A 23,776-nucleotide genomic window follows, 5' to 3' on the forward strand; every position below is an offset into this window, starting at 1 on the left:
AGTTTAGATTAAACTAATACCACAAATGATATTCAGAAAATAAATATTGTTATTCCAAAAAAGATCAATGTTGATATAGCATCAGTTAAGGTTGTTAGAATTGGCGCTGACATAACAGCTGGATCTTTTTTTAGTTTTAATGCAAAAATAGGAATAATTGTACCTAAAAATTTAGCCAAAATAATAACAAATCATAAAGCTATTGAAGAAGCTAAAATCATAAAAATAATTGAAGTTCTCTCATCGGCATGGAGTAAATCACCAGAAATTAAGAAGTAAATACTTAGTCTTAAAACATTAACGAAAAATAATATAAGACCAACAACTACAGAAATATTAAACTCTTTTAATATAACTTTTTTAATATCTTTAGATTCAATTTCTCCTAAAGCTAATGAACGAGTAATTGTTGTAGATGACTGAGAACCAGCGTTTCCGGCAGCACCAGAAATGACAGGAATTAAAGAAACAATAATAGCTGTAGAAAGTGTAACTCCAAGAGATTTGATGAAGTTTTCAGAAATATCAGTAAAACTTTGAATGATAAATTGACTTAAAGTAGCAGAAATCATCAAAATGATCAATCAAAGAATTCTTGACTTAACAATACTTAAAACGGTTGTTTTAATATAAGACTCTTCTTTATCTTCAATAGTAATTCCGGCCATTTTATACATATCTTCAGTTGCAGAATTACGAACGATATCAATAACATCGTCAGAAGTAATCATACCCACAAGACGATTATCACTTGTTACAACAGGAAGAGATGACATATCATGCTCTGCGAAAATATTTGATGCATGCTCAGTATCATTATGAGCGTAAACTGATGGAACTGCAGAATAAAGTGATTCAATTTTTTCATTTTCATTAGCAAAAACAATTTCTTCAAGAGAAATTGAACCAAGTAAAACACCTTTATCATCTGTGACGAAGAAATAGTGAGATAACTCAGCATTATTCTTTTTATAATCACGTTTAATTTTACTTAATGCTTTTTTGCAAGTATAGTCAGCTCTAATTGTTGAAATATCAACTGACATAATACTTCCGACTTGATCTTCTTTATATTTTAAAATACTATTAATTAAGTTTCTTTTTTCGGGTGGAGTTTCAAAAAGAATTCTTTTTTGAATGTTTGCGGGTAAGTCTTCAATAACGTCTGCAAGTTCATCACTTTGAAGTTCTTGAAGAATTTCCATACCTCATTCTTCTGTAAAACTAATTGCTAATTTAGCTTTAACTTCATCATCTAAATAACTAAATAATTCGGCAGCTTCATCTCTTTTTAAGACTCTTAAGTAAAATAATTGATCTTCAAGTGAAAGTTGCTCAAAACAACTCGCAACATAAGCGATCGGGTACTCATCAAGGAATTCTCGTGATAATTTTACGCTTTTGTTTTTAATTAATTTTTGTAATTCTTCAAACATTTGATCAATGTTGTTGTCCATACGACCTCCTTGATGATTTTTAAGGTTAAAAGACTAGCTTGAACTAGTCTTTCAAATATTTAATTAATTGTTCTTGGAACTCTTCGAGTTTAATAGGGACTATATTTCCGTTTTTAGCAATAGAAATAGTTCCTGTCTCTTCAGAAACAACTATGGTTGTAGCATCACAAATCTCGCTAATTCCCATAGCAGCCCTATGTCTTGAACCATATTTATTGTCCATACTTTTTCTTGTTATTTTATAGAATGTAGAAGCATAATAAATTTTGTTGTTTCTTATCACAACAGCTCCATCATGCAATGGACTTTCTTTATTAAAAATAGAAATCAATAAAGAACTTGAAATATTAGCATTAATAATAACTCCATCAGTTCTTAAGTTATCAATATTATCACTGTTTTCAATAGTAACAAGTGCACCGACTTTATTCTTGCTCAAAAACGCAACAGCTTCCCTAAGTTGATTGATAAGTCTTACTTGAGTGCTTTTTCCTAGTTTATCGTACTTACTTTTCATCATTTTAGTTTTAATGATTTCCAATAATTTAGGTAAACCCACTAATAATAAAATTAATGAAACTAAAACAGTGATAATGATTAGTAAAATTAACTGAGTAGTTTGCATCATATTTTTATTTAGAACACTTTCGTTAGCGACTGCATCAGTAACTTCTTTTAAAACATTAATTAACATCATACCTCCGTATTAAGCAAAGAAATGAACAAATGCAAATGCTAAAACTATCAATGATATTACTAACAAGCTTCCTAAAATTTTGTAAAGCAATTCACTTTTATTACTTTCTCTAACAAATTCACTCTTAGTTTGTTTTTTAGAAATTTTAACAGTAACATCTTTGTCGACTAATTCTTTTTGATTTTGTTCATAGTCATTTTGAAGAGCTTTTCTTCTTGCTTCGATTAATTCATTATTGTTCATTTTTCTCCTAAATATATAAATTATACTAAATAATTTATTATGAAATTTTAATGCTTTGTATTTGTTCTTTGATTAATTTTTCTTCTAAAGAGTTAATCATATCTAATTCTTCTTCTAATTTAGTTACAGTTTGAAGATCAGGTTTTGTAACCGGTTCTTTTGGGGCAAATAATTCGCAAGTTTCATTTGCTTTAATAATTGATGTTTCGTATGTACCTATTTTACGGGCGATATTGATAATCTCATTTTTGTCATAACTTAAAAGAGGACGAAGAATTTGCATATCTGTACTTTTACCAATCACTGCCATTGACTCAAGAGTTTGCGAAGCTACTTGACCTAAATTATCACCATTTGAAAGAGCTAAGATTCCTTTGTTTTTTGCAATAATTTCAGCTATTCTATAAAAACTTCTTCTCATTAAGGTTATTTTATAGCTTTGATTTGAAGTTAATGCTAGATAATTCATTAAAAATGTATAGTTAGCTAAATGTAAATAACTTACACCTTGATACTTGCTTAAAACTTGTACAAAGTGTTTCATTTTGTTTACTGTTCTTTCATCAGTGTGTGGTGGAGTTATAAAACTAAGGAATTCAACTTTAAGACCTCTTTTCATGAGTTTTAAAGCTGCAACTGGACTATCTATTCCACCACTAAGTAAGTGCAAAACCTTTCCACTTGAACCAACCGGCAAACCACCAATCCCTTGAATATAATCAGAAAAAATATAAACATTTTTTTCTCTAACTTCAACAAAAAAAGTTTGATCTGGATTATGTACATCTACTTTTAAATTAGTATTTTTTAAAACGTGCCCACCTAAAATATTGTTTATCTCAGATGAATTTATTGGGTATTGTTTGTAATGTCTTCTAGCTTCAATCTTGAACGTTTTACTATCGTTTCTTACTAGTTTTAAGACATTTTCTTTGATTTCATCCATTTCATGCGAACATACAATAACTGGAGAATATGAACTTATTCCAAAAATATATTGTAGATCGTTCACTGTTTGTTCTGAATAATCGGTGTACATTCTGTCAAACTGAATATCAACTTTTTGTCCTAAAATTCTTTCAGCATTTTGTTTTAAACAATTAGTAAAAAATTTTCTATTTTTCTTCTTTAAAACTAGCTCACCATATCTTATTAAAATTTTGCTATACATTATTGTGTCTCTCTTTCTTTTGGTAAATTTCTAAAATCTCTTTAAATGCTTCATTATATTTTTTTTCATTATATAAGTTAATAGCTCTATCAATTATTTCGTTATTAATTGTTGAATTTTTTAGTTGGTTAATTTTATCATAAATAAATTCAAATGCATCCTTATATCACCTTGCTTGGGAATATAAGTTAATTATATAAATTAGTTGACTTTTTCAAGCATCCATTATTGAATTTATTTCATCAATTTCAATAAATTTATTCTCTAATGATTTTAAATAAACTGAATGTATTTCCTTTAATTTATTTATTTCATTTTCAGCTATTTCACTCTCTAAAATATCAACAGTTAATAATTGGTAATAAAGAGATTGAGTGTTATTGAAATATTCAATAAAATTATTTTTTGTGTAATTTGCAATTGTTTTTTCATTTATATTTTGTTCGACTAAGGTTAAAATTTGTGAAGAATTATTTAAGAAAAAGTTTATATTATTAAATAAATCTTGATAATTTTTATCATCAGATTTTAAAATTATCTCATAGGATTTTTTTATATTATCAAATAATTCCGGAATTTGTTCTTTATCCTTTAAGTTGAATTTAATAAAATCAATGTAATCGTAAATTTCCTTAAAAAATTCAATAAATTCTTTTATCTTTTGAACTATTATTTTTTTATTATTTTTGTTTGTATAAAGTTCAAAAATTAGTTTATAAATTTGTCTTAATTTTTTTTCAGTTGAATCACAATTTTCTACTTTTAGATTCTTTTGAAGTCTTAAAATATCATTTTTTAAATTTGATAAATGTATATTATTTTTATTATTATTTAACACATCAGGTAAATTTTTATACAATGACCATTCAAAATTTCCGGCCTTATCAATTCAAATAATTAGTTCGTGCATTTTATTTTGTAACTCATTAATAACAAAATCTAAGTTATCAAAATCAGCTGAAACTTTTCTATTTTCAACATTATTCAACTCTTGAGAAATTAAATTTATTTGTTCAATAATATAGTCAAAAGTATTAATTAACTTAAAATGATTTAAATTTGAATACTGTCTTAAATTCGTAATTATTTCATACATTTTTGATCAAATCTCGTCGATAGTATTCCACTTTTCATTTAACTCTTTAGAAATATCAAAAAATTTAACAGTTAATGTTTCGAATTTTTCATTATTCATTTTAATTTTTTTGTAGTTTTTTACTAAATTGGATAATTTTTTTATTGAATATAATTCATTCATTTTTTCATAAATATCTTTTATTACATCTGTTTCAAGGATAATATTTCTGTTTAATTCTGAAAGTTCTTTGTAAGAAATAATTGAGTCATTTTTTCTTTTTCTTACATTTTCAAATCTAGTCATAATATTGCTAATTTTCTGAGCTTTTTTATTAACAGAAATTTTTAATGTGTTTGTTTTTTCATATATCAACTTTACAATTAATTGTAATACTAGATAAATTATCGCAGCAAGTAAAATAGCAACAGCAACAGCAATAATTGTAATAATAACAATTTTTGCTGTTTCTGACTTATTTGCAGTATTATTAGTAATTTCCGATAGTTTATTTTTTATATCCATAATTTAGTTTCCTTGTCTGTTGCAAAATAATTATATAAAGATTAGTAAAAAACAGAAAATATTATAAAATATTTAAGCATAAATACAGCGGTTTATTATTTTTAGAACTGAATTTATCCATTAAATTGCAAAGTAGAAGAGCTGAAAATTCGAAATCTTAAGATAAAATCACCTAACTAGGAATAAACACCTTTATGCAGAAAGAGGAAAAAATGTCAAGATATACTGGACCAGTGTTCAAAAAATCACGTCGTTTAGGTTACTCTATCTTAGAAACTGGAAAAGAATTTGCTAAAGGTAGAAAAAGAACATATGCGCCTGGACAACACGGAAACAAAAGAGTAAAACTTTCAGATTATGGTTTACACTTATATGAAAAACAAAAAATTAAATTTGTTTTTGGTATTAATGAAAAACAATTAAGAAAAGTTTACGTTAAAGCTTCAAAAATGAAAGGTGTTACAGGTACAAACTTACTTCAATTACTTGAAAGTCGTTTAGATAACTTAGTTTACAGAGCGGGGTTTGCAACAACAAGAAAACAAGCTCGTCAATTAGTTAACCACGGACACTTTACATTAGATGGTAAAAAAGCAGATATTCCATCAATGCAAATTAAATTAGGTTCAAAAATTGAACTTAGAGAAAAATCAAGAAACAATGTTCAAATTAAAGATGCTTTAGAAAACTCAAGTGCATCAGCATGATTAACAAGAAAAGATTTTGCAGTGACATATGACCGTTTACCAGAACGTAACGAAGTTCACACAGAAATCAAAGATGCTTTAATCGTTGAGTTCTACGCTAAATAGTAGGATTAAGGAGTAAATATGAAAAAAAATATTCATCCACAATATCACGAAGTTAAAGTGACTTGTTCAACATGCCAAAAAGAATTTGAATTCCGTTCAACTAGAAAACAATTTACAGTTGACGTATGTTCAGGATGCCACCCTGTTTACACAGGAAACAGAGCTAAAGTTAAAGCTACTGGAAGAATCGATAGATTCAATAGAAGACTTGAAAAAAAACAAAACTAATATAGTCTTAGAATGCACTCGATGCATTCTTTTTTTTTTTTTTTTCAATATAATATTTTAAATATTAAATCTAAAGTTTATTTTATAGTCTTTGACTATAAAAGCAAAAGGAAAAACAATGAAAAACAACTCTAAATCAAAGAAAAAGAAAACATTAATAATTTTGTCATTATTAAGTCTTACTTCAGTAACTTTAGGTTCTGTAACAGCTTTTGTTTTACATGAAAAATCTGATAAAAAAATTGAGAAACCAATTGATGAATCCAAAGTTGATGATGAATTAAAAAATCAAAAAATTGAGAAATATGAACAAATCATCAAAGAAAAAGACGAATATATTAACTCTTTAAGTGATTCCGATAAAGAAAAAAATAAAACTGAGTTAGATAAATTAGTTGATGAATTCTCAAAACTTCCAGATAAATCTGAATTAAATAACAAAACAAACACAGAACTTGATGAGTTAATTAGCAAAGCTGAAGAAATTTTCAATAACTTTAAAAATGCAGTTGAAAATAATCAAAATGATAAAAGTGAAGATGATGAAAACTCTAATTCTGAAAATAAATTTGAAAGCATAGTTGATAAGTTTCACATTCTTGAAAGTCAAATTAGAAATTACGCTTCAAAATTAGATAAAAATAAATTTGGTGATATTGCAAATGAATGTTTGAATTATGCTGAAAGTATAAGTTCATTCATTTCTCCATTTGAAAATATTAAAGAATTTAATGAAAAACAAATTGAAACATTGAATAAAAAATACAATGAATTTGTGCAAGTTTTTGCCAAATTACAATATAAAGAAAATATCATTGTATTAAATGAATTTAAGAATAAATCTCAAGAACTAATTGAGCATTTAAACAAAAACTACTCACAAGAACTTTCAAACAAATTAGTAGAATTCAAAAACCAAAAATCAATTTTAGACAAAAGAAGTTTATCAATTAAAACAATTCAAGAAATTTCAAAATTAGAAGATCTAAGTGAAATTCAGGAACTTAATCAATCATACCATTCCCTTGTTAATAAAATGGAATATGAAAAATATCGTTTAGACTTTAATAAAAAGATTGAAGATATTATTGCAAATCCAGATTCACAAATTAATGAAGATGACAAGAAAAAACTTAACGATATTGTAGAAAATTTAAATAAAACTGTTGACAATAACATTAAAAATAATGTCAAAGATGATAAATTACTTGATAAAACAAAAAATGATTTTGATAACTTGCTAAATCAAATAATAAATAAAAATCAAAATAACGAAGAAACTAATAAAGCTGAAAGTAAAAAATGAACAGAAAAATTAGAAGTATTAATTAAAGAGATTAATGGTACTTTCATTCCTGATAATTTAAATAATATTGGTACACAAGATATTAAAAATAAACTAGTCAATAGTATTGAATTAAATAAACCTAATTCTGATGCTGACCTAGAAGCTAAAGAAAAATACAATTCTCTATTAGAATCATACAATAACGCAAAAAGAGAACTGACGCAATATAACACAAATAAAGAATCATTAGAAACAACTAAAAAAATATTAGAAAGCGAAGCATTAAAATACACCGAAGAAAAATATAAATCTTTAGTTGAAAAAATAAATGAGAAAGTTAAAAAAGTTAATGAAGAATTAGAGAATTTATCTTCTGATGAATTAATAAAAACTAACTTAGAATTAAGAGAATTTATTTCAACACTTCCAAATAAAGTTGCAATATGCGATTCATTAGATAATTTAAAACAAACAATTGAACAAGCAAACTCATATATCTCTAACAATGGTGATACTTATGAAACAAATCTTAATAAAGAGTTAAATGTAATTGTTATTGCCAGTGAAGAAAAATACAAAGAATTTTTAAGTGATATTTTTAGTCCATCAATCGCTTCTGAAATAATTGATAATGTTAACAAAACTTTACAAGATAAATTGCTTGAAGTGAAAAATATTAAAGAAGAGCGTAATAAATCTAAAGAACTTTTAGAAAAGAAAATAAATGAATTAACTACTTATAAAGATAAAGTTTTAAGCAAAGATGAAAAATCTAAAAATATGTATGCCGACTTGATAAACCAATTAGAAGAATTGATTATTCAGTCAAACAAAATTAAAGATGACTCTGATGCTCAAACATTAACACAACAAATCGATAATATTGATAAACAACTAAGTGAAATTAAAAATACTAAGAACCAAAGAGATCAAGAAAATGGCTTAATAAAGGGCTCGCTTGAAGACCAGTTAATTGATGCTCAAAACTGAATTGATAGTAATTTTGATCCTAATTCAAACAACCAAATCAAGAGGAATTTAGAATCTGTTATTAATGAAATTATTTCTAATAAAGATTTACCTGAAACAGATAATCAAAAATTAAATGAACTTATTCAGCAACTAAAAAACGCTCTTGACAAAGCTAAAGAAGATCTTAAATCTCAAAATAAGGCCAAGGAAGAGTTATTAGTTAATGTTGGTAAATTAGAAAATTATATTAAAAATAATTTAACTGAATCACCATACAATGAAATAGACAACAATCTAGGTTTAAGCAAAAAAATTGATGAGATTAAAACAAATATCAATAATTATTCAGCTGAAGAGTTAAAAAACTTAAACAAAGAAATATTAGAATTAATAACTAAGAGCGAAGAAGCAAAAACTGACAAAGATCATGAAATCGCACTTAAAAAATTAAATGACTTAGTAAGTGAATCTAAAGGCTACGTAAACCAATTAAATGACTCAGTAAATAAAGATAGATATAACCAAATTTCTTCTCTTTTAGGTTCCAAAATTTCGAATGCCGAATCAAATATTAACAATCAAACTACCGAAGAGTTAAAAAACAATTATTCTAGTTTGTACAAAGCTTTAAAAGATGCTAAAGACAGTAAATATGCACTCGACCAACAAATTTACAATGATAAAAAATCTGAGTTGAACAACAAGGCGCTTGAAGCCCTCAACAAACTTGTAAACTTTAGAGATGATGTTCCCACTGAAAAAGAATTTAAAGAACAATTAAAGAAAAAAATTGATGAAGCTAAGAGTGTAACTACATTAACGAAAGAAAACATAAATTCCATTCTTGAAGAAATTGAAAATAAATCTAAAACTTTAGATGAATTAATTTCTCAAGCAGATCAGAAACTTGAATATTTCAAATCATTAAACAAATTAAAAAATGATTTAAGTAATGCTAAAGAAGAATTAGAAAATATTCCTAAAAACAATTCTGATTCAAGGTACAATGAAATCAAGGAAAATCTTGATAAGGTTATTAAAGAAATTGAAAACAACATTGAAAACAAGGATACTAACTCATTAAAAAATGACAGTACTAGACTCGAGCAAGCAGTTGAAAATGCTAAAAGTCAAGTTGAAACTGTATCTAAAGAAAATGCAAAATCAGAGTTAAATAAAACCATCGAAAAGGCAAATAAACTTTTAGACGAGCTAAAGAAGGATAATAATAGCAATAGCTATAAACAAATAATTGATGAATTATCAGAAATTACCGAACAAAGTCAAAAAGTTTATGAAGATGCAAACAATACAAGCACTAATAATGTTGAGCAAAATAATAAATTAAACCAAGCCATCGAAAAAGCTCAAGCAGATAAATCACAAGTAGATTTAAATATATTAAAGAATCAGTTAAGTGATTTAATAACTAAGTCTAACAAATTAATTGAATATATTAATTCTGATTCAGAAATTTTCGCTTCATTATCAACCGAGGATACTAAGACCAAAACAAAAGAATCACAAGGTGTCTTAGAATCTAACGAAAAAAATGTTTTAACTGAAAAATATAATAGTCTTTTAGAATCTTACAACTCACTAATTGATGCCAAAAATGCAATTTCAACCGAAACATACAATAAATATGTTGAAAAATTAAATTCTAAGGTATCTGAAGCTCTTGCAAAAGCTGAAATTTTAGATACAAATAATAAAAATGAAGCACAATTTAAATCTGAAATCATTTCGGAAATTAACAATCTAAAACAAGCTCCTGAATTAAATCAAGATGATATTATAGGAGTTGTGTCTAGCTTCAAAACACAAATCAATTCCTTGGATGACATAATTGCTAAAATTGATAAAAAGAAAAACAATTTTAATTTATTAGATGAAATGCTAAAAGTGTGAAAAAATATCACCGATTTTAGAGATGAATATAGTACTTCAAACAGCGAAAACTTTCAAATATTAGATCAACAACTTAAAATTAATGAAATGATTAGTTCTATGAGTGACAAAGTTCTCAATCAAAGTAAAACATTTGATGATAAACAAATAATTGACTTAACAAACGAATTAAGCGAAAGACTTTCACAAATATTGAGACTTAAATCTGATATTGAACTAGAAAGCGCTAACACCAAATTTACTAAAGCATTATCTGAAGCTGAAGAGCTTTACAACGATTTAATCAACCCATCTAACTACCAACGTTATGATTCATTATCAGTGGAATTCAGAAATTCAATTGATACTATAAAAAATAGTCTAGAGGGGGGGGTTGAAATTGATTTAATATTGACTAAAACATCTGAATTAAATGAATTAATTACAAACACCAAAGCTAATAGAGAATCTATTGATTTAAGTTTATATAACGAAAAAATCAACGAAAGAAAAGAATTATACAACTCATTTATTAATGAAATTCTAAGTAGATTTGATCAAAGTAATCCTGATGAAAAAGCAGATTATGACAAATTCTTAAACTTAATAAACAATGAAAATAAAGAAATTGCATTTAACTCTGAAAATATTAATGATATTTTAGCTACATTAGATGATAATATAACAAATATTAAAGACTTAAGAACTCAAGCAGAAAACCGCATAAAATATCATAATTTAACCAAAGACACAAAAAGCACAATTGAAAAAGCTGAAGAATTATTGAATGAAATTAATGAGCATAACTTATCATTAGTGTTTTTTGAAAATGGAATGACTGAACAATTAGAAAATTCGATAAATTCTGCAAAACAAGCTTTAAAATCAAATTCATTTGAAGGATTAAACAATGCAAACAATAATCTAAAAAAACTAATTTTAATCGATAAGTTCGAAATGGATTACCAAACCAATAACTTTTCTGTTGGTAAAGTATATGCTTCAAATGATGATGAAGATCAAATTAAACGTGAAGCCATAAGAGAATATATGAATCTTGCTTATGGACTAAAAGAAAAAACTCAGAATCCAAATATTACTGAAGAAGAATTGAATAGAAATATTGAAGAATTAAGCACAGCTTTTAGCAAGCTTCAAGAAAAAATAATCATTCTTGAAAATAACTTCTTTAATGAAACTGTTGGAAATCATAATTCTTTAGTTAAAGCTTCAAAAGAATTTGTAAATTCAAATTCGGTTGATATACCAGCAAACATAAAAGAATATTATGATAGATTCGAAAAAGTTTTTTCAGAAAACAGCGAAATTCCTACAACTCTAGATAACAGTAAATTCAAGCAAACAATCAAAGAAATTAGGGATAAAGACAGTAAAATTATTTCTCAAAGAGAAATAACCATGAATGCAGTCATGTTACTTAGCGAAATTAATAAATACAAAGATTATGAATCTAAAATAAATTCAATTTACTCAAACAAATCAATAAATGAAGATTATGTTGATATTTTAGACAAATACCGTTCAGATGTAATCCAATCACTAAACGATAGAAAAATTAGTGATACTACAATTGATGATAAATTACTTGGAAATCGGGCAGAAAACGAAAAATTTATTTCTTATGTTAGAAACATCAATAATATACTTGAAAATGCTTTAACAAAAACAATTGATGAAATTTATCAAGAACAAGAAATAGATAAAAATAATTTGATAATTGACTTGCAACAAAAAATAGATGAATTTAACTCATATAAAACAGAAAAAGAAAAAAATAATATTACTCTTAGAGGTATTGAAAAAACCGAAAAAGAACAAATAGATAATGATTTTCAATCATTACCAAAAGATATTTCAAATACCTTCCAAGGTATTTTGGACAACCAAAATAGCATTAATTCACTAAGAACTTGAAATACATCATATGATAATATAATTACTGGATCTAAGAGATATGTCGCAGCTATTGAAGAAACTATTAGAAAAAATAAAGATGTTTTCTTCTTCAGTGTAAAACAAGTAAGAAACAGAAACAATGCTATAACTGGTGTATTAAGCATTGAAACTTATAATGAAATTGATCAAATGTGAGATGCAAAATACGAAAAACTTGATAATGAATTCTTAAGTAATCAAGAAAACCTTTTGGTATTACATGATTATAATGTTTTAAGTACACCAGAACAAATAAATCAATATCATTCTCAAATAGATCAACTTTATAATGATTATCTTGTAAAAGTTAATCAACAATCTAAAGATTTAATTAACTATCAAATTAATGAATTAAATTCTCTGGGTGTTGAATTAGACAATATTGTTAATTCAGCTAAAGATAAATACTCATCTAATAACTTTAGAATTTTAGGTGAATTTGCTAAACAAGTTGATAAATTCAAAGAAAATTCCATTTCATATACAAAAAGCGAAATTCAAAGAATCGCTATTGAACCTACTAAGAATGCTTTTGCTAATTTTAAGAAAGCAATTGACCAAAAAGTATTAGTTAGAAATAAAGTTCCTTTACTACAAGCTGAGCTTAATGATAAAATTTCAATTATTGACACTTTAGTAAAAAATATTGAAAAATTAAGAGAAATACATGAAAAATACGCACCTGGACCTGTTGTTACTGACGAAGAACATAAAAAAATTATAGAAATCTTTTTTGAAATAGAACTTAGTAAATCGGATCCAACTTATAATCTAATATTATCTAAAAATGGTTCTACAGATGGTGATCTTGATATCGAATCGTGAAAAAGAGAAATTGCATATACTAATGAATTAATAAATTACTTTAAAAATAAATAATATTTTTAATTGCATTTGAGCTTTATTATCACAAATAAAATTAATTAAATACCAAAAAATCAACTTTTTTGGTTTTTTTCATACTTTTTTTTTTTTTTTTTTTTATTCTAATATAATTTAAATGATCAAACTATTGTTTTTTATAACAAAAAGAAGGAAAAATGAAAAAAAGAAAAATTGCTATTTATCCTCTGCTTTTTACATCCGTTGCATTGGGTATAACAGTAATTTCACTCCATAATAAGATTGAAGTTAAAATTGATAAAGACAAACAAGATAAAATTAGTAAATATGATGAAATCCTAAAAGAAAAGGATGATTTTGTTAATAGTTTGACTGATGAAAATTCTTCAAACATTAAAAGTGAAATTAAAGATAAATTCAATAATTTACCTTCTAAAGAAGAATTGAAAGATAAAACAAACGAAGAAATTAAAAATTCTATTAGTGAAGCCGAAAAAATCTTGAACGAATACAAAGATAAGGTACAAAATAATTCTTCAGATCTTTCAAATGATGAAACTAAATCAAGTAGATCTCAAGAGTTAAAAGATAAAATTTATCAAATTAAAAAAGATATTACTGAAAATAGCAACAATAACAACGATCCATCTAAAAAAGAAATTATCAAAGAATTAGAAGATTTTATCACTGAAATAGAAGGAAAAGAAGAACAACTTAGTGATGAGGAAATTGATAATAAAATTAAAGAATTAGACACTATTGTTCACAATACCAAAGAAAAATTAGAACAATTCGATCAAGACAAGCAAGATAAAATTAACAAATATGATGAAATCCTAAAAGAAAAGGATGATTTTGTTAATGGTTTGACTGACGAAAATTCTTCAAACATTAAAAGTGAAATTGAAGATAAATTCAATAATTTACCTTCTAAAGAAGAATTGAAAGATAAAACAAACGAAGAAATTGAAAATTCTATTAATGAAGCTGAAAAAATCTTGAACGATTACAAAGATAAGGTACAAAATAATTCTTCAGATCTTTCAAATGATGAAACTAAATCAAGTAGATCTCAAGAGTTAAAAGATAAAATTTATCAAATTAAAAAAGATATTACTGAAAATAGCAACAATAACAACGATCCAACTAAAAAAGAAATTATCAAAGAATTAGAAGATTTTATCACTGAAATAGAAGGAAAAGAAGAACAACTTAGTGATGAGGAAATTGATAATAAAATTAAAGAATTAGACACCATTGTTCACAATATCAAAGAAAAATTAGAACAATTCGAAAAAGAAAAATTTAATATGAAAAAACTTGAATTTAATGAATATATTTTAAACATTGAAAAAGAAGATGTTTTTACTCATGAATTATTCAAGGACTTAAGGCTAATTTTTCTTGAAAATCTAGAATTTTATAAAAAACTTTCTTTTAACACTTCTGAACAAATAGACTCTTTTCTAAATAATATAAACTCATGATATGAAATGATTAAATCAGAACGAAATTCTATAGTAATTGAGGATATCAAAAAAATTTCATATGAAAGAATTGTTCCTAAAGCATACGAAATACGTTCTTTTATGAATAATTTAGCATTTGCTGGCAAAATTTTTGATATACAAAACGAGATAGAACAGAAGTATAATACAGATTTAGGTAATCTAAATTTATTATTTGATTATAGAAATGTTTTTTTAAGAATCGATGAAAATTGTAGTACATTTATTGAAATTGTAAAACCAGTTATTAATGATGTATTATTTCCATCAAATCATTATATTGTAACTTCATGATTTAGTGATACGTCGAAACAGTTAAATTCTTTGGAATGACAATTATATATAAGTGATTTTTTAGATAAATGAAGAAGTGAAATGGATTATACACAAGAAAACGATGTATTTAAAAATAACTTAATTAAGAAGCTTTCTGAACTTAATAATTATATTAATCAACTAATTATCGCTGAATATCAAAGATATTTAGAAATTATTCCATCAACTTATTATTGAAAAAATAAGATAGAAAATCCAACGGAAGATGAAAAAAGAATAATCATAGAAGTTGAAGAAATGTGAAATGATAAACCAATTGAAGTTAATAATTCAAATTTAAACAATGTTACTGAATTTCTAGTTAATTTAAACTCTAAAATCTCGTCAATATATGAAAATAGAATTACATCATTAATTAAAGAAATAGAAGAAGAAAATATAGATCCTAATAAATATCCTAAACTTTTTGAATATGTGAATACATTTAATACACGTAATAAATTTATAGATTTTGATGAATTAAGATTATTAGAATTTTATATTAATAAAGAATATTCAAAAATACTTAAAAACTAATTTAACATTTAGATTATACACAGACATAAGTCTGTGTTTTAGTTTTAAACTTAATAAAATAAACATTTTAATTCATTCATTTTATTAAATGTAAAATTTGATTAATTCAAAAAAAAAAAAAAAAAACGCCTATGCGTTGGTGCCGTCTATAGGACTCGAACCTACGACCTACTGATTACAAGTCAGTTGCTCTACCAACTGAGCTAAGACGGCATGGTGGAAGATAAGGGACTCGAACCCATGACATTTGCCTTGTAAGGGCAACGCTCTCCCAACTGAGCTAATCTTCCAAATGGCAGTCTGTACGGGGATCGAACCCGTGTATGCATGGATGAAAACCATGTGTGTTAACCGCTTCACCAACAGACCAAATATAATGGCGCCGATTATTGGGATTGAACCAACGACAAACTGGTTAACAGCCAGCTGCTCTACCGCTGAGCTAAATCGGCACTTTATTATTATACAACCTATTTGTTGTGCTTTAATATTTTAACATATTTAAGTAAAATACAAATAATTTTTTAATATTTTTTAAATCTACAATTATTCGCGGTAGATGAGTAAATTATATACTAAAAAATAATTATTCAATATCTTTTGAAATAAATAAAATCGATTTATTAAAACTATAAAGTTTTTCTTTAATTACAATCATATCTTTTGGTATTACTATTTTATCTCTATTATCTGTTTCAATAATTACATTACCATTTTTATTTAATAAATTTTTCTGATCAATTAATTCCAAACATTTATTTATTAATTCATAATCCTTGAATGGAGCATCCATAAAAATAAAATCAAATGCTTTATCATTTTTCAATAAATATTCATAACAATCAGTTAATACCACTGTAGCATTATCGATATTAAGTTTATTCAAATTACTATTAATAATTTGGTAAGCATTTCTATCTTTTTCAAGACCCACTGCATGTTTAGCACCGCGTGAAATTGCTTCAATAATTCATGCACCACTACCAGTAAATAAATCTAATACTTCAGCATTTTCTAGATTAAAGTGAATACTAGAAAAAATTGCTTCACGAACCTTTTCAATAGTTGGTCTAGTTGTTTCTCAACTAGGTCTTTCTATATAATGATTTCTATATTTGCCAGAGATTATTCTAAGTCGATTGATTACAACCTTTTCTTTTTTATTTTTCATGTAAAGAATTATAAACAAAAAAATATTCATGTATAAATAATATATATAGTTAATGATATCTTTATTATTAATGCTCATTATTCATTATTGCTGTCTATTAATTTATTTTGTAATATAATTTAAATAAATTTAACAATAATTAAAGAGGTAATTATAAAAATGAGTAATAAATTAGAAAAAAAATTAGTTGCTTCAATGCAAGGAATTGCTCTTGACTCAATTAATAAAGCTGGTCAAGGACACATTGGTATGGCTATTGGGGCTGCTCCAATTACATACACACTTTTTGGTAAACATTTAAACATTAACCAAAATGATCCAAAATGAATCAACCGTGATAGATTTGTTTTAAGTGCTGGGCATGGATCTATGTCAATTTATTCAATTATGCACTTTTTAGGGCTTTTATCAAAAGAAGATATGATGGAACACAAACACATCCACTCAAAAACTCCATCACACCCTGAAATTGATTCAAACGATTACATCGATGCTTCAACAGGACCACTTGGTCAAGGTGTGGCTATGGCTGTTGGTATGGCTCTTTCACAAAAATATCTTCAAAGTAAATTTAATAAAGAAAACTTTGAAATTTTCAACCATGATGTTTATGCTTTACATGGGGACGGATGTATCCAAGAAGGTGTTGCTCTTGAAGCTATCCAATTAGCAGGAACACTTAATTTAGATCGTCTAATCTTAATCCACGATTTTAACAATATTCAAATTGACTCACAATCAAATGAAGTTAATGGCGTAAATTTAATTGAATTCTTCAAATCTCAAAACTTTGAAACATTCACAGCTAATGTTAATGATTTAGAATCAATTGATTTAGCTATTCAACAAGCTAAAAAAGCTAAAAAACCTTCATACATTCAAGTTCACTCAGTTATTGCTGCAAATACTCCAAATGCTGGAAAAAGTGCTGGACACAACGGAACTCTAAAACCTGAAGAAACAGTTGAATTCAAAAACAAAATCGGTCTTTCAAACACAGTTCCATTTGAATATGATAATGATGTTTATGAATATGCTCACACATTAATGGAAGCAAAAAATGTTGAATATGAAAAATGATTAAACTTATTCGAAGAATATAAAGCTAAATATGCTAAAGAAGCCGAAATGATTAGTGCAATTTCTTCAAAAGAAGTTAAATATGATTTAACAGGAGTTGAGTTTACTGAAACTAATGTTCCTACAAGAAATTACATCAACACAATTATGAAGTTTATCGATAAGAATTTCGATAGTGTTGTTGGAGGTTCAGCTGATTTAGCGGCGGCAACTAAAGTAGCATTCTCAAAACAATTAAATTCTGAAGGTGGAAAAAACATCAAATATGGAATTAGAGAATTTGCTATGGCTGCAATCAATAATGGAATCTACTTAGACATGAATCTTAAGACAATTGATGGAACATTCTTAGCTTTTGCTGACTATATGAAAGCTGGAATTAGACTTGGTGCTTTAATGGAAATTCCTTCAATTCACGTATTCACACACGACTCATATCAAGTTGGAGGAGATGGTCCTACACACCAACCATTCGATCAAATTCCTATGTTACGTGCTATGTCAAACGTTAAAGTTGTTCGTCCATGTGATGAATCTGAAATGTTGGGTGCATTCCAATACGGATTAAATAGTAAAAAAGATCAAATCGCAATTATTGGATGTCGTCAAAATATCAAATCATTCAATGCTATTAAAAAAGGTACATTACCAGCAGCTTACGTAATTAAAAATCAAATTAACTACGATTTAAGTATCTTAGCTAGTGGTTCAGAAGTTGAACTTGCTGTCAAAGTATCAAACTTACTTGAAGAAAAAGGAATTAAATCTCAAGTTGTTTCAGTTCCTGTTTTACAAGATTTAGTAAACAATGAATCATTAATCAAAACACTTGGATTAAATTCTAAACCAATGTATGCAATCGAAGCAACAAGTGACTCAATGTGATTCCGTTTAGCAAAATACAATAAATTTGATGCATTCTTATCTGAAGGATATGGATGATCTGAAGATGGTCAAAAAGTTTATGAACTCAAAGGATTTGAAGCTAATAAACTTTCAGCAAAAATTCAAGAATTTCTTAAATAATTAAATTATTAAATCGGTTCGCCGATTTTTTTAATCTAAAAAATATGAAAAATTTTGCATGTTTGCTCAGATTTTTTTAAAAAAGCGTTTACAAATTTGCCTTATTTATAGATATAAAGGAAATATTTTCACTATTATTTTTTCATCTTAAATTTATTATGGAAATGCTAATAAAAATTTTGGAAAATAAAAAAGTAAAAAGGAGGTTTTTTATGAAATTTAGAAGCAAAAAGATACTTTTAACTTCAACTATATTTTTAATGGGATCTTCATCTCTACCTATTCTGTTTGTAAATTCATGCATAAAAACAGAGAAAGACAATCAAAAGGAAAGTAAAATTTTAAAATTTTATGAAGAAAAAGATATTGATATAAATCCGTATTCATTAGATTTCTCAACAATTATGAATACAAACATAGAATCAAATAATATTTTATATTCTTCAGTTGCTCCTCAACTTTTTAGAGCAAAAACAATCTCAGCACCAACTTACAAAAAGAATTCGAGTTATGGATTGGAAAATTCAGGATTATATGCATATAAATTTGAATTAGCTGAAAAAATTATAATTTACAAATCCGATGATGAAGTAGTTCACTTTGATAGCGATGATTATAAAATTGAACAAAAGAATAGTGGTGAAATTTATGAAAAATTAATGAGTGATAATGACAAATCCATAAATTCTCAAAATTTCATCGATTCAATGAATAATGCAACTAAAATCGAAATCAAAATTAAAGACAATATTTACTGAGTTGACTCAAAGGGTAATAGAACCAATTATCTAGTAAATGCTGAAGACTTTTGATTTTCGTATTTAAGAAGTTATTATAACGGATTCTTCCAAAGAACTTTCACTGGTCAAAATGGTAGTCCATCAACATCAATGAATATTGATGCTCAGAATAGAATAAGACTAAAAGATCTATCAAATAAACGTTTTGGTAGTGTGTTGTTTACAAATAATCAACAATTTGAAATACATGGGATAAGTTCTGGTAAATTTATTGAATTTGATTCTGAATTTAACTCTATTAATTCAGTAAAAGAAAATAAACTGATTTTTGAGCAAGATCCAGATTACAAAAATGTAAAAAACTTTATGGGATTTTTTGACTTAATGTTAGTAAACTCATTGATTTTTAGTCCTGCACCAAGTCAATATATAAAAGAATTATCAAAAAAACATAATGAGTATTTTACAAAAGATGACCAAGAAATTCCATTATATGGTTATGGTATCATAAAAAATATTGGATTATATTTTTATGGAACAAATGGCTGAGAAAACAATCTTTATGCAGGACCATACATTCCAAATTCGACTAGTTCATCTCATAACAAAATACTTTTAACTAAAAATAAACATTATTGAGATAAACAATTTGTTGAATCAAATAAGACGATTGAACAAATCGAATTTAATTACTCTCAAAATGACTCAATTTTAAACTTTAACAAAATTAAAACTGAAAAAAACTCATTGATAAATTTTCTCTCGTTAACTCCTGAACAGCAAAATTACATAAACGTAAACTTAGATAAATTTAACTTAATTCCATATAAAAAATACAATAATACTAAGTCAGTTGGTAATAATGCTTTTAACATTACTCCGAAACCAAATGAATTGGTTAATGCTGGTTCAAAGTTTACATTAAATTCAGTTGATTACAATAGTATTGCATTCAACGATAATTATTCAAAAATAGTTTATGGTAGTTCTATAAATGAAATTCAACAAGGATTTAGAGGAAAATTCGATAGTAAAACTTCTATCTCCTCAGGAGTTTTTGACAATAAATCAATTGCTTTTCGTTCAATAATTAATGCATCATTAAATTGAACATATATTAAAGATACATTAAATGTAAATTCCCAATTATGACTAACAAATGCAGCACCAGACACAAAAATAGGTGGTAATAACCAAAGCACTTCAAAATTTAAAACTGTAAGAGATGCAAATGATATTATCAATGATTTAATTGTAATTAATGAACTTGGTGAGAAAATTAACTTAGAAAAGTCTAATTCAAACCAAATCAAAAGTTCTAATTTTGAAGTATTAAAAAATCAAATGAATTTACTTCTCAATTCACTTTTTGATAATTCAGAACTAAAACTAGATAAAAATGATAAGATAACCTGATATATTTATAATAATCGTCTAATTAATCAAAATGAAAGAAATATGTTTGAACAAATGATTCAAACCATAAAAGGATTAGATGAAAGACTAAATCCAATTTTTGTTTATTTACCAACTCAAATTGAAGTAAATAAAGTTTTAGGATCATACAATGGAGGAGGAAATAACTCTATTTCACAATTCATTACCTACTCATATGAAAAAAATGATTTATCACCTTACTTAGATAAAATTACTCATGCGATTGGTTTAAGTCCATTTGCTCTTTGATATAAATTCAGCATGCTAAATGATGAAGATGTCTTGGCATTAAACTTCCCTGCACTCACTCGTTTTAGTAAAACGATGAAAGAAAAGTTTGAGGATGGGTTCCTAAAATTAAATGAAATTTATGTAAAGGAAGACAACCAATTCAGAAAAATAGTTTGGGATGACTTAAATAAATTCAATTCTTATGAAGAAAGAAATCTTTATCTAAGAGGAATACAAAAGACTGAGGAAGAAAATAAAACTGGTTTTGTTAATGTTGGTTTTGGTGGTTTAGGATACTTATGAGATCCGATAAAAAAGATATTCAAAATTGACAACATTATTGAACAAGCCAAATTCGCTAATTATTATTTAAAAATAACTACAAATGAAGAATTGATTCAACTTCTTAGAGAATTAAATACATTTAGATCATTCAATATTGATTTAGATAAAAATATTGATTCAATAAACTTCTTGGATTACAAAATAGTAAATAAAGATGTTCTTTATGAAATACCTTTTAACGATGTAATTTATGTTCAAGATATTAAACTCAAATAAATTTAGTTTTATTGGTTTAATTCTACTAAAAATTATTTCATCATCAATCTTCTTTATAACATTCTTATCAATTATCTACTTGTTTTTTAACTTAAATTCAGTAGTACCATTAAAAGTTAAGGAGATTATCGATGATCCAAATAGAGATATAACCATCTTAAACAAGATTGTCTCTGAATATTTTTTAGATAAAAGCATCATTTTTAGACTTATAAAATTTTGACAACGTTTTTTCACTGGAGAATTGTATGGTTTTTCATCAATTAATGAAAAAATAGGAGTTTACAGTAGTTCACTCACTCAAAACTTTAATTATTGAATTGATTCAAATAAATACACTTTTACAATTTCATTTATAAGTCTTATTTTGAGCGTTCCTATTTCTTTTATTCTTTCATTTTTAGTTGCAATAAAACGTTTTTCTTGAATTGACTATACATTAAATTCTTTTATTCTAACAATTTTAAGTATACCTATAGTAGTCTTTATACCTCTTTGTAACATATTATTAAATTTTGTAGGAGTTGATTATAACTTCGACTATAATAATTTTTGAAAACTGATTTATCCAACTTTAAGTTTACTAACGTTTATTTGCTTTTCTTGAATTCAGATTTTAAGACCTATAATGATTGAGATAACTCAATCAAACTCATATAATTTTCTTAGACAAATGGGTTTCTCACAAACAAAAATGTTCTTATATTTATTTATACCTAGATCTATTAATAAAGCTTTAACAGCATTACCGTTTTATTTAATAAGTGTTTTTTTCTATGGTATTTATCTTGAAACTTTTTATAATTTTCCGGGTACAATAAATCATTTTTATGGTGTTATAAGTAATTATGAAACTGATTCAGCTTGTTATTTTTTATCGATCATAATTATTGTGTTTATGTTTGCCACAGTGATTACTCAAAGTTTAAATGTAGTACTTAAAAATAGGTGGAATAATGAATAAAAGTTTCTTTAATTTTTCTCAAAAAGAACAACATTTTGTTGTTCCAATCCATAAGAATAGTAATTTTTTAAGAAAATTATTATCAAATAAATTATTTATTTGATTAATGGCATTTACAATAATTATTCTAATAATTTCATTAATATCATTTATTTTTAACGGAGGAGTAATTCCACTATTAAAAGAATTAGGAATTGAAAAGAATATTAAACCAATTTTTTTAAGAAAAAACAATTTAATAGAAACAATTTATAATCCGGAAGTTAATGAAAAAATCAAACTTTTGGTCTCTTTTTTAGAAAAAAATAATATTGATTACAGTATCGATTACACTAAATTGGTACCTAAATTATCTTTTAATATTTTAGATATTCTAAACACAAAAGAGCGTTTTGAACTATTATTAGGTACAAATAATTTGGGCGAATCAGTTTTAATAAGCACAATGAATAAGTTTACTCATTCAGTGCTTATTACAATGTCTATATTTATAGCTGAACTTCTTATTGCTTTACCAATAGGTTCGTTTATCTCACTAAATAGAAGGAATTTTACAATTTGTAACGCTGTTTTTAGTTACTTCATTATGGTTCCTGACTTAGTTATTCTAATGTTGTTATTAGTTGTTGTAAAAAACTTTTTTGTGTTGCTAACAATATTGCTTATAACTGGTATTTTTAGATTGATATATTGAACAATGCAATATTGCTCTGCTGAAATACAGAAGGAATATATGATTATCTTAATCAATTCAAACCTATCTAAAACTGCATTGGTTTATAAACACTTGATACCTAAAGTAATATCGAAAATTCTTATTTTATTCTCTGCTAGAGTGGGTTACATGATTGGATTAATAAGTACAATAAACATAATTGGATTTCCAATTGAATGAAATGTGTTAAACAATGTAAAGGAAAATTGAAAATATTTAAATGACAACATTTGACAAATATTATTTCCAATAATTCATTTGACAATATTTTTACTATCTTTCAGATTAGTAATAGTTTCTCTAGCAAGAACAATCGATACTATAAAATAGGAGA

14 protein-coding genes and 4 tRNA genes are annotated in these 23,776 nt (G+C 25.7%); 8 read left to right on the plus strand and 10 right to left on the minus strand.

Annotated features, from left to right (window positions below):
- Positions 1–8: 8 nt before the first annotated feature.
- Genes mgtE through FOY43_RS02280 form a run of 5 tightly spaced genes read right to left on the minus strand, consistent with a single transcriptional unit; the run spans position 9 to position 5,168 of the window.
- Positions 9–1,457 (minus strand): magnesium transporter, encoded by a 1,449-nt coding sequence (mgtE, locus tag FOY43_RS02260; protein WP_146308939.1) that lies wholly within the window; start codon positions 1,455–1,457, stop codon positions 9–11.
- Positions 1,458–1,500: 43 nt separating this feature from the next.
- On the minus strand, positions 1,501–2,154 hold the full coding sequence (locus tag FOY43_RS02265; protein WP_328592690.1) for a diadenylate cyclase: 654 nt from the start codon (positions 2,152–2,154) through the stop codon (positions 1,501–1,503).
- 9 nt (positions 2,155–2,163) lie between these two features.
- On the minus strand, positions 2,164–2,397 hold the full coding sequence (locus tag FOY43_RS02270) for a hypothetical protein (protein ID WP_146308940.1): 234 nt from the start codon (positions 2,395–2,397) through the stop codon (positions 2,164–2,166).
- A 37-nt stretch (positions 2,398–2,434) separates the two neighbouring features.
- Positions 2,435–3,568, minus strand: a complete 1,134-nt coding sequence (thiI, locus tag FOY43_RS02275) for a tRNA uracil 4-sulfurtransferase ThiI (RefSeq protein ID WP_146308941.1) — start codon at positions 3,566–3,568, stop codon at positions 2,435–2,437.
- Positions 3,561–5,168, minus strand: a complete 1,608-nt coding sequence (locus tag FOY43_RS02280) for a hypothetical protein (RefSeq protein WP_146308942.1) — start codon at positions 5,166–5,168, stop codon at positions 3,561–3,563. Before FOY43_RS02280 ends, thiI begins: the two co-directional genes overlap by 8 nt.
- A gap of 212 nt (positions 5,169–5,380) precedes the next feature.
- On the opposite strand from FOY43_RS02280, the gene rpsD reads away from it, so the two are divergent.
- The 4 genes from rpsD (at position 5,381) to FOY43_RS02300 (ending at position 15,517) form a co-directional block, all read left to right on the plus strand.
- On the plus strand, positions 5,381–5,980 hold the full coding sequence (rpsD, locus tag FOY43_RS02285) for a 30S ribosomal protein S4 (protein WP_146308943.1): 600 nt from the start codon (positions 5,381–5,383) through the stop codon (positions 5,978–5,980).
- An 18-nt stretch (positions 5,981–5,998) separates the two neighbouring features.
- A complete protein-coding gene (gene rpmE, locus FOY43_RS02290; RefSeq protein WP_146308944.1) occupies positions 5,999–6,208 on the plus strand; it encodes a 50S ribosomal protein L31 in 210 nt (69 codons plus the stop codon).
- Between the two features lie 118 nt (positions 6,209–6,326).
- Positions 6,327–13,193, plus strand: coding sequence for a hypothetical protein (locus FOY43_RS02295; protein ID WP_146308945.1), 6,867 nt, complete (start codon positions 6,327–6,329; stop codon positions 13,191–13,193).
- A 161-nt stretch (positions 13,194–13,354) separates the two neighbouring features.
- On the plus strand, positions 13,355–15,517 hold the full coding sequence (locus tag FOY43_RS02300; protein ID WP_146308946.1) for a hypothetical protein: 2,163 nt from the start codon (positions 13,355–13,357) through the stop codon (positions 15,515–15,517).
- A gap of 137 nt (positions 15,518–15,654) precedes the next feature.
- Here the strand turns inward: FOY43_RS02300 and FOY43_RS02305 are convergent.
- The 5 genes from FOY43_RS02305 to rsmD form a co-directional block, all read right to left on the minus strand.
- Positions 15,655–15,730, minus strand: a tRNA-Thr gene (locus FOY43_RS02305).
- 1 nt (position 15,731) lies between these two features.
- Positions 15,732–15,807, minus strand: a tRNA-Val gene (locus tag FOY43_RS02310).
- Between the two features lie 3 nt (positions 15,808–15,810).
- A tRNA-Glu gene (locus FOY43_RS02315) sits at positions 15,811–15,886 on the minus strand.
- A gap of 8 nt (positions 15,887–15,894) precedes the next feature.
- Positions 15,895–15,969, minus strand: a tRNA-Asn gene (locus tag FOY43_RS02320).
- 134 nt (positions 15,970–16,103) lie between these two features.
- A complete protein-coding gene (gene rsmD, locus FOY43_RS02325; protein WP_146308947.1) occupies positions 16,104–16,688 on the minus strand; it encodes a 16S rRNA (guanine(966)-N(2))-methyltransferase RsmD in 585 nt (194 codons plus the stop codon).
- Positions 16,689–16,847: 159 nt separating this feature from the next.
- Here rsmD and FOY43_RS02330 point away from each other — a divergent pair, with 159 nt between their 5' ends.
- The 4 genes from FOY43_RS02330 (at position 16,848) to FOY43_RS02345 (ending at position 23,772) form a co-directional block, all read left to right on the plus strand.
- A complete protein-coding gene (locus FOY43_RS02330) occupies positions 16,848–18,794 on the plus strand; it encodes a transketolase family protein (RefSeq protein WP_146308948.1) in 1,947 nt (648 codons plus the stop codon).
- A 212-nt stretch (positions 18,795–19,006) separates the two neighbouring features.
- Positions 19,007–21,763, plus strand: coding sequence for an OppA family ABC transporter substrate-binding lipoprotein (locus FOY43_RS02335; RefSeq protein ID WP_146308949.1), 2,757 nt, complete (start codon positions 19,007–19,009; stop codon positions 21,761–21,763).
- The gene (locus FOY43_RS02340; protein WP_146308950.1) at positions 21,738–22,727 is read left to right on the plus strand and encodes an ABC transporter permease subunit; all 990 of its coding nucleotides are present in this window, start codon (positions 21,738–21,740) and stop codon (positions 22,725–22,727) included. The genes FOY43_RS02335 and FOY43_RS02340 overlap by 26 nt, the downstream gene beginning before the upstream one ends.
- The gene (locus tag FOY43_RS02345; protein WP_146308951.1) at positions 22,720–23,772 is read left to right on the plus strand and encodes an ABC transporter permease subunit; all 1,053 of its coding nucleotides are present in this window, start codon (positions 22,720–22,722) and stop codon (positions 23,770–23,772) included. Before FOY43_RS02340 ends, FOY43_RS02345 begins: the two co-directional genes overlap by 8 nt.
- Positions 23,773–23,776 lie beyond the last annotated feature (4 nt).

Source organism: Mycoplasma anserisalpingitidis (assembly GCF_007858495.1).
Lineage (GTDB): Bacteria > Bacillota_I > Bacilli_A > Mycoplasmatales > Metamycoplasmataceae > Mycoplasmopsis > Mycoplasmopsis anserisalpingitidis_A.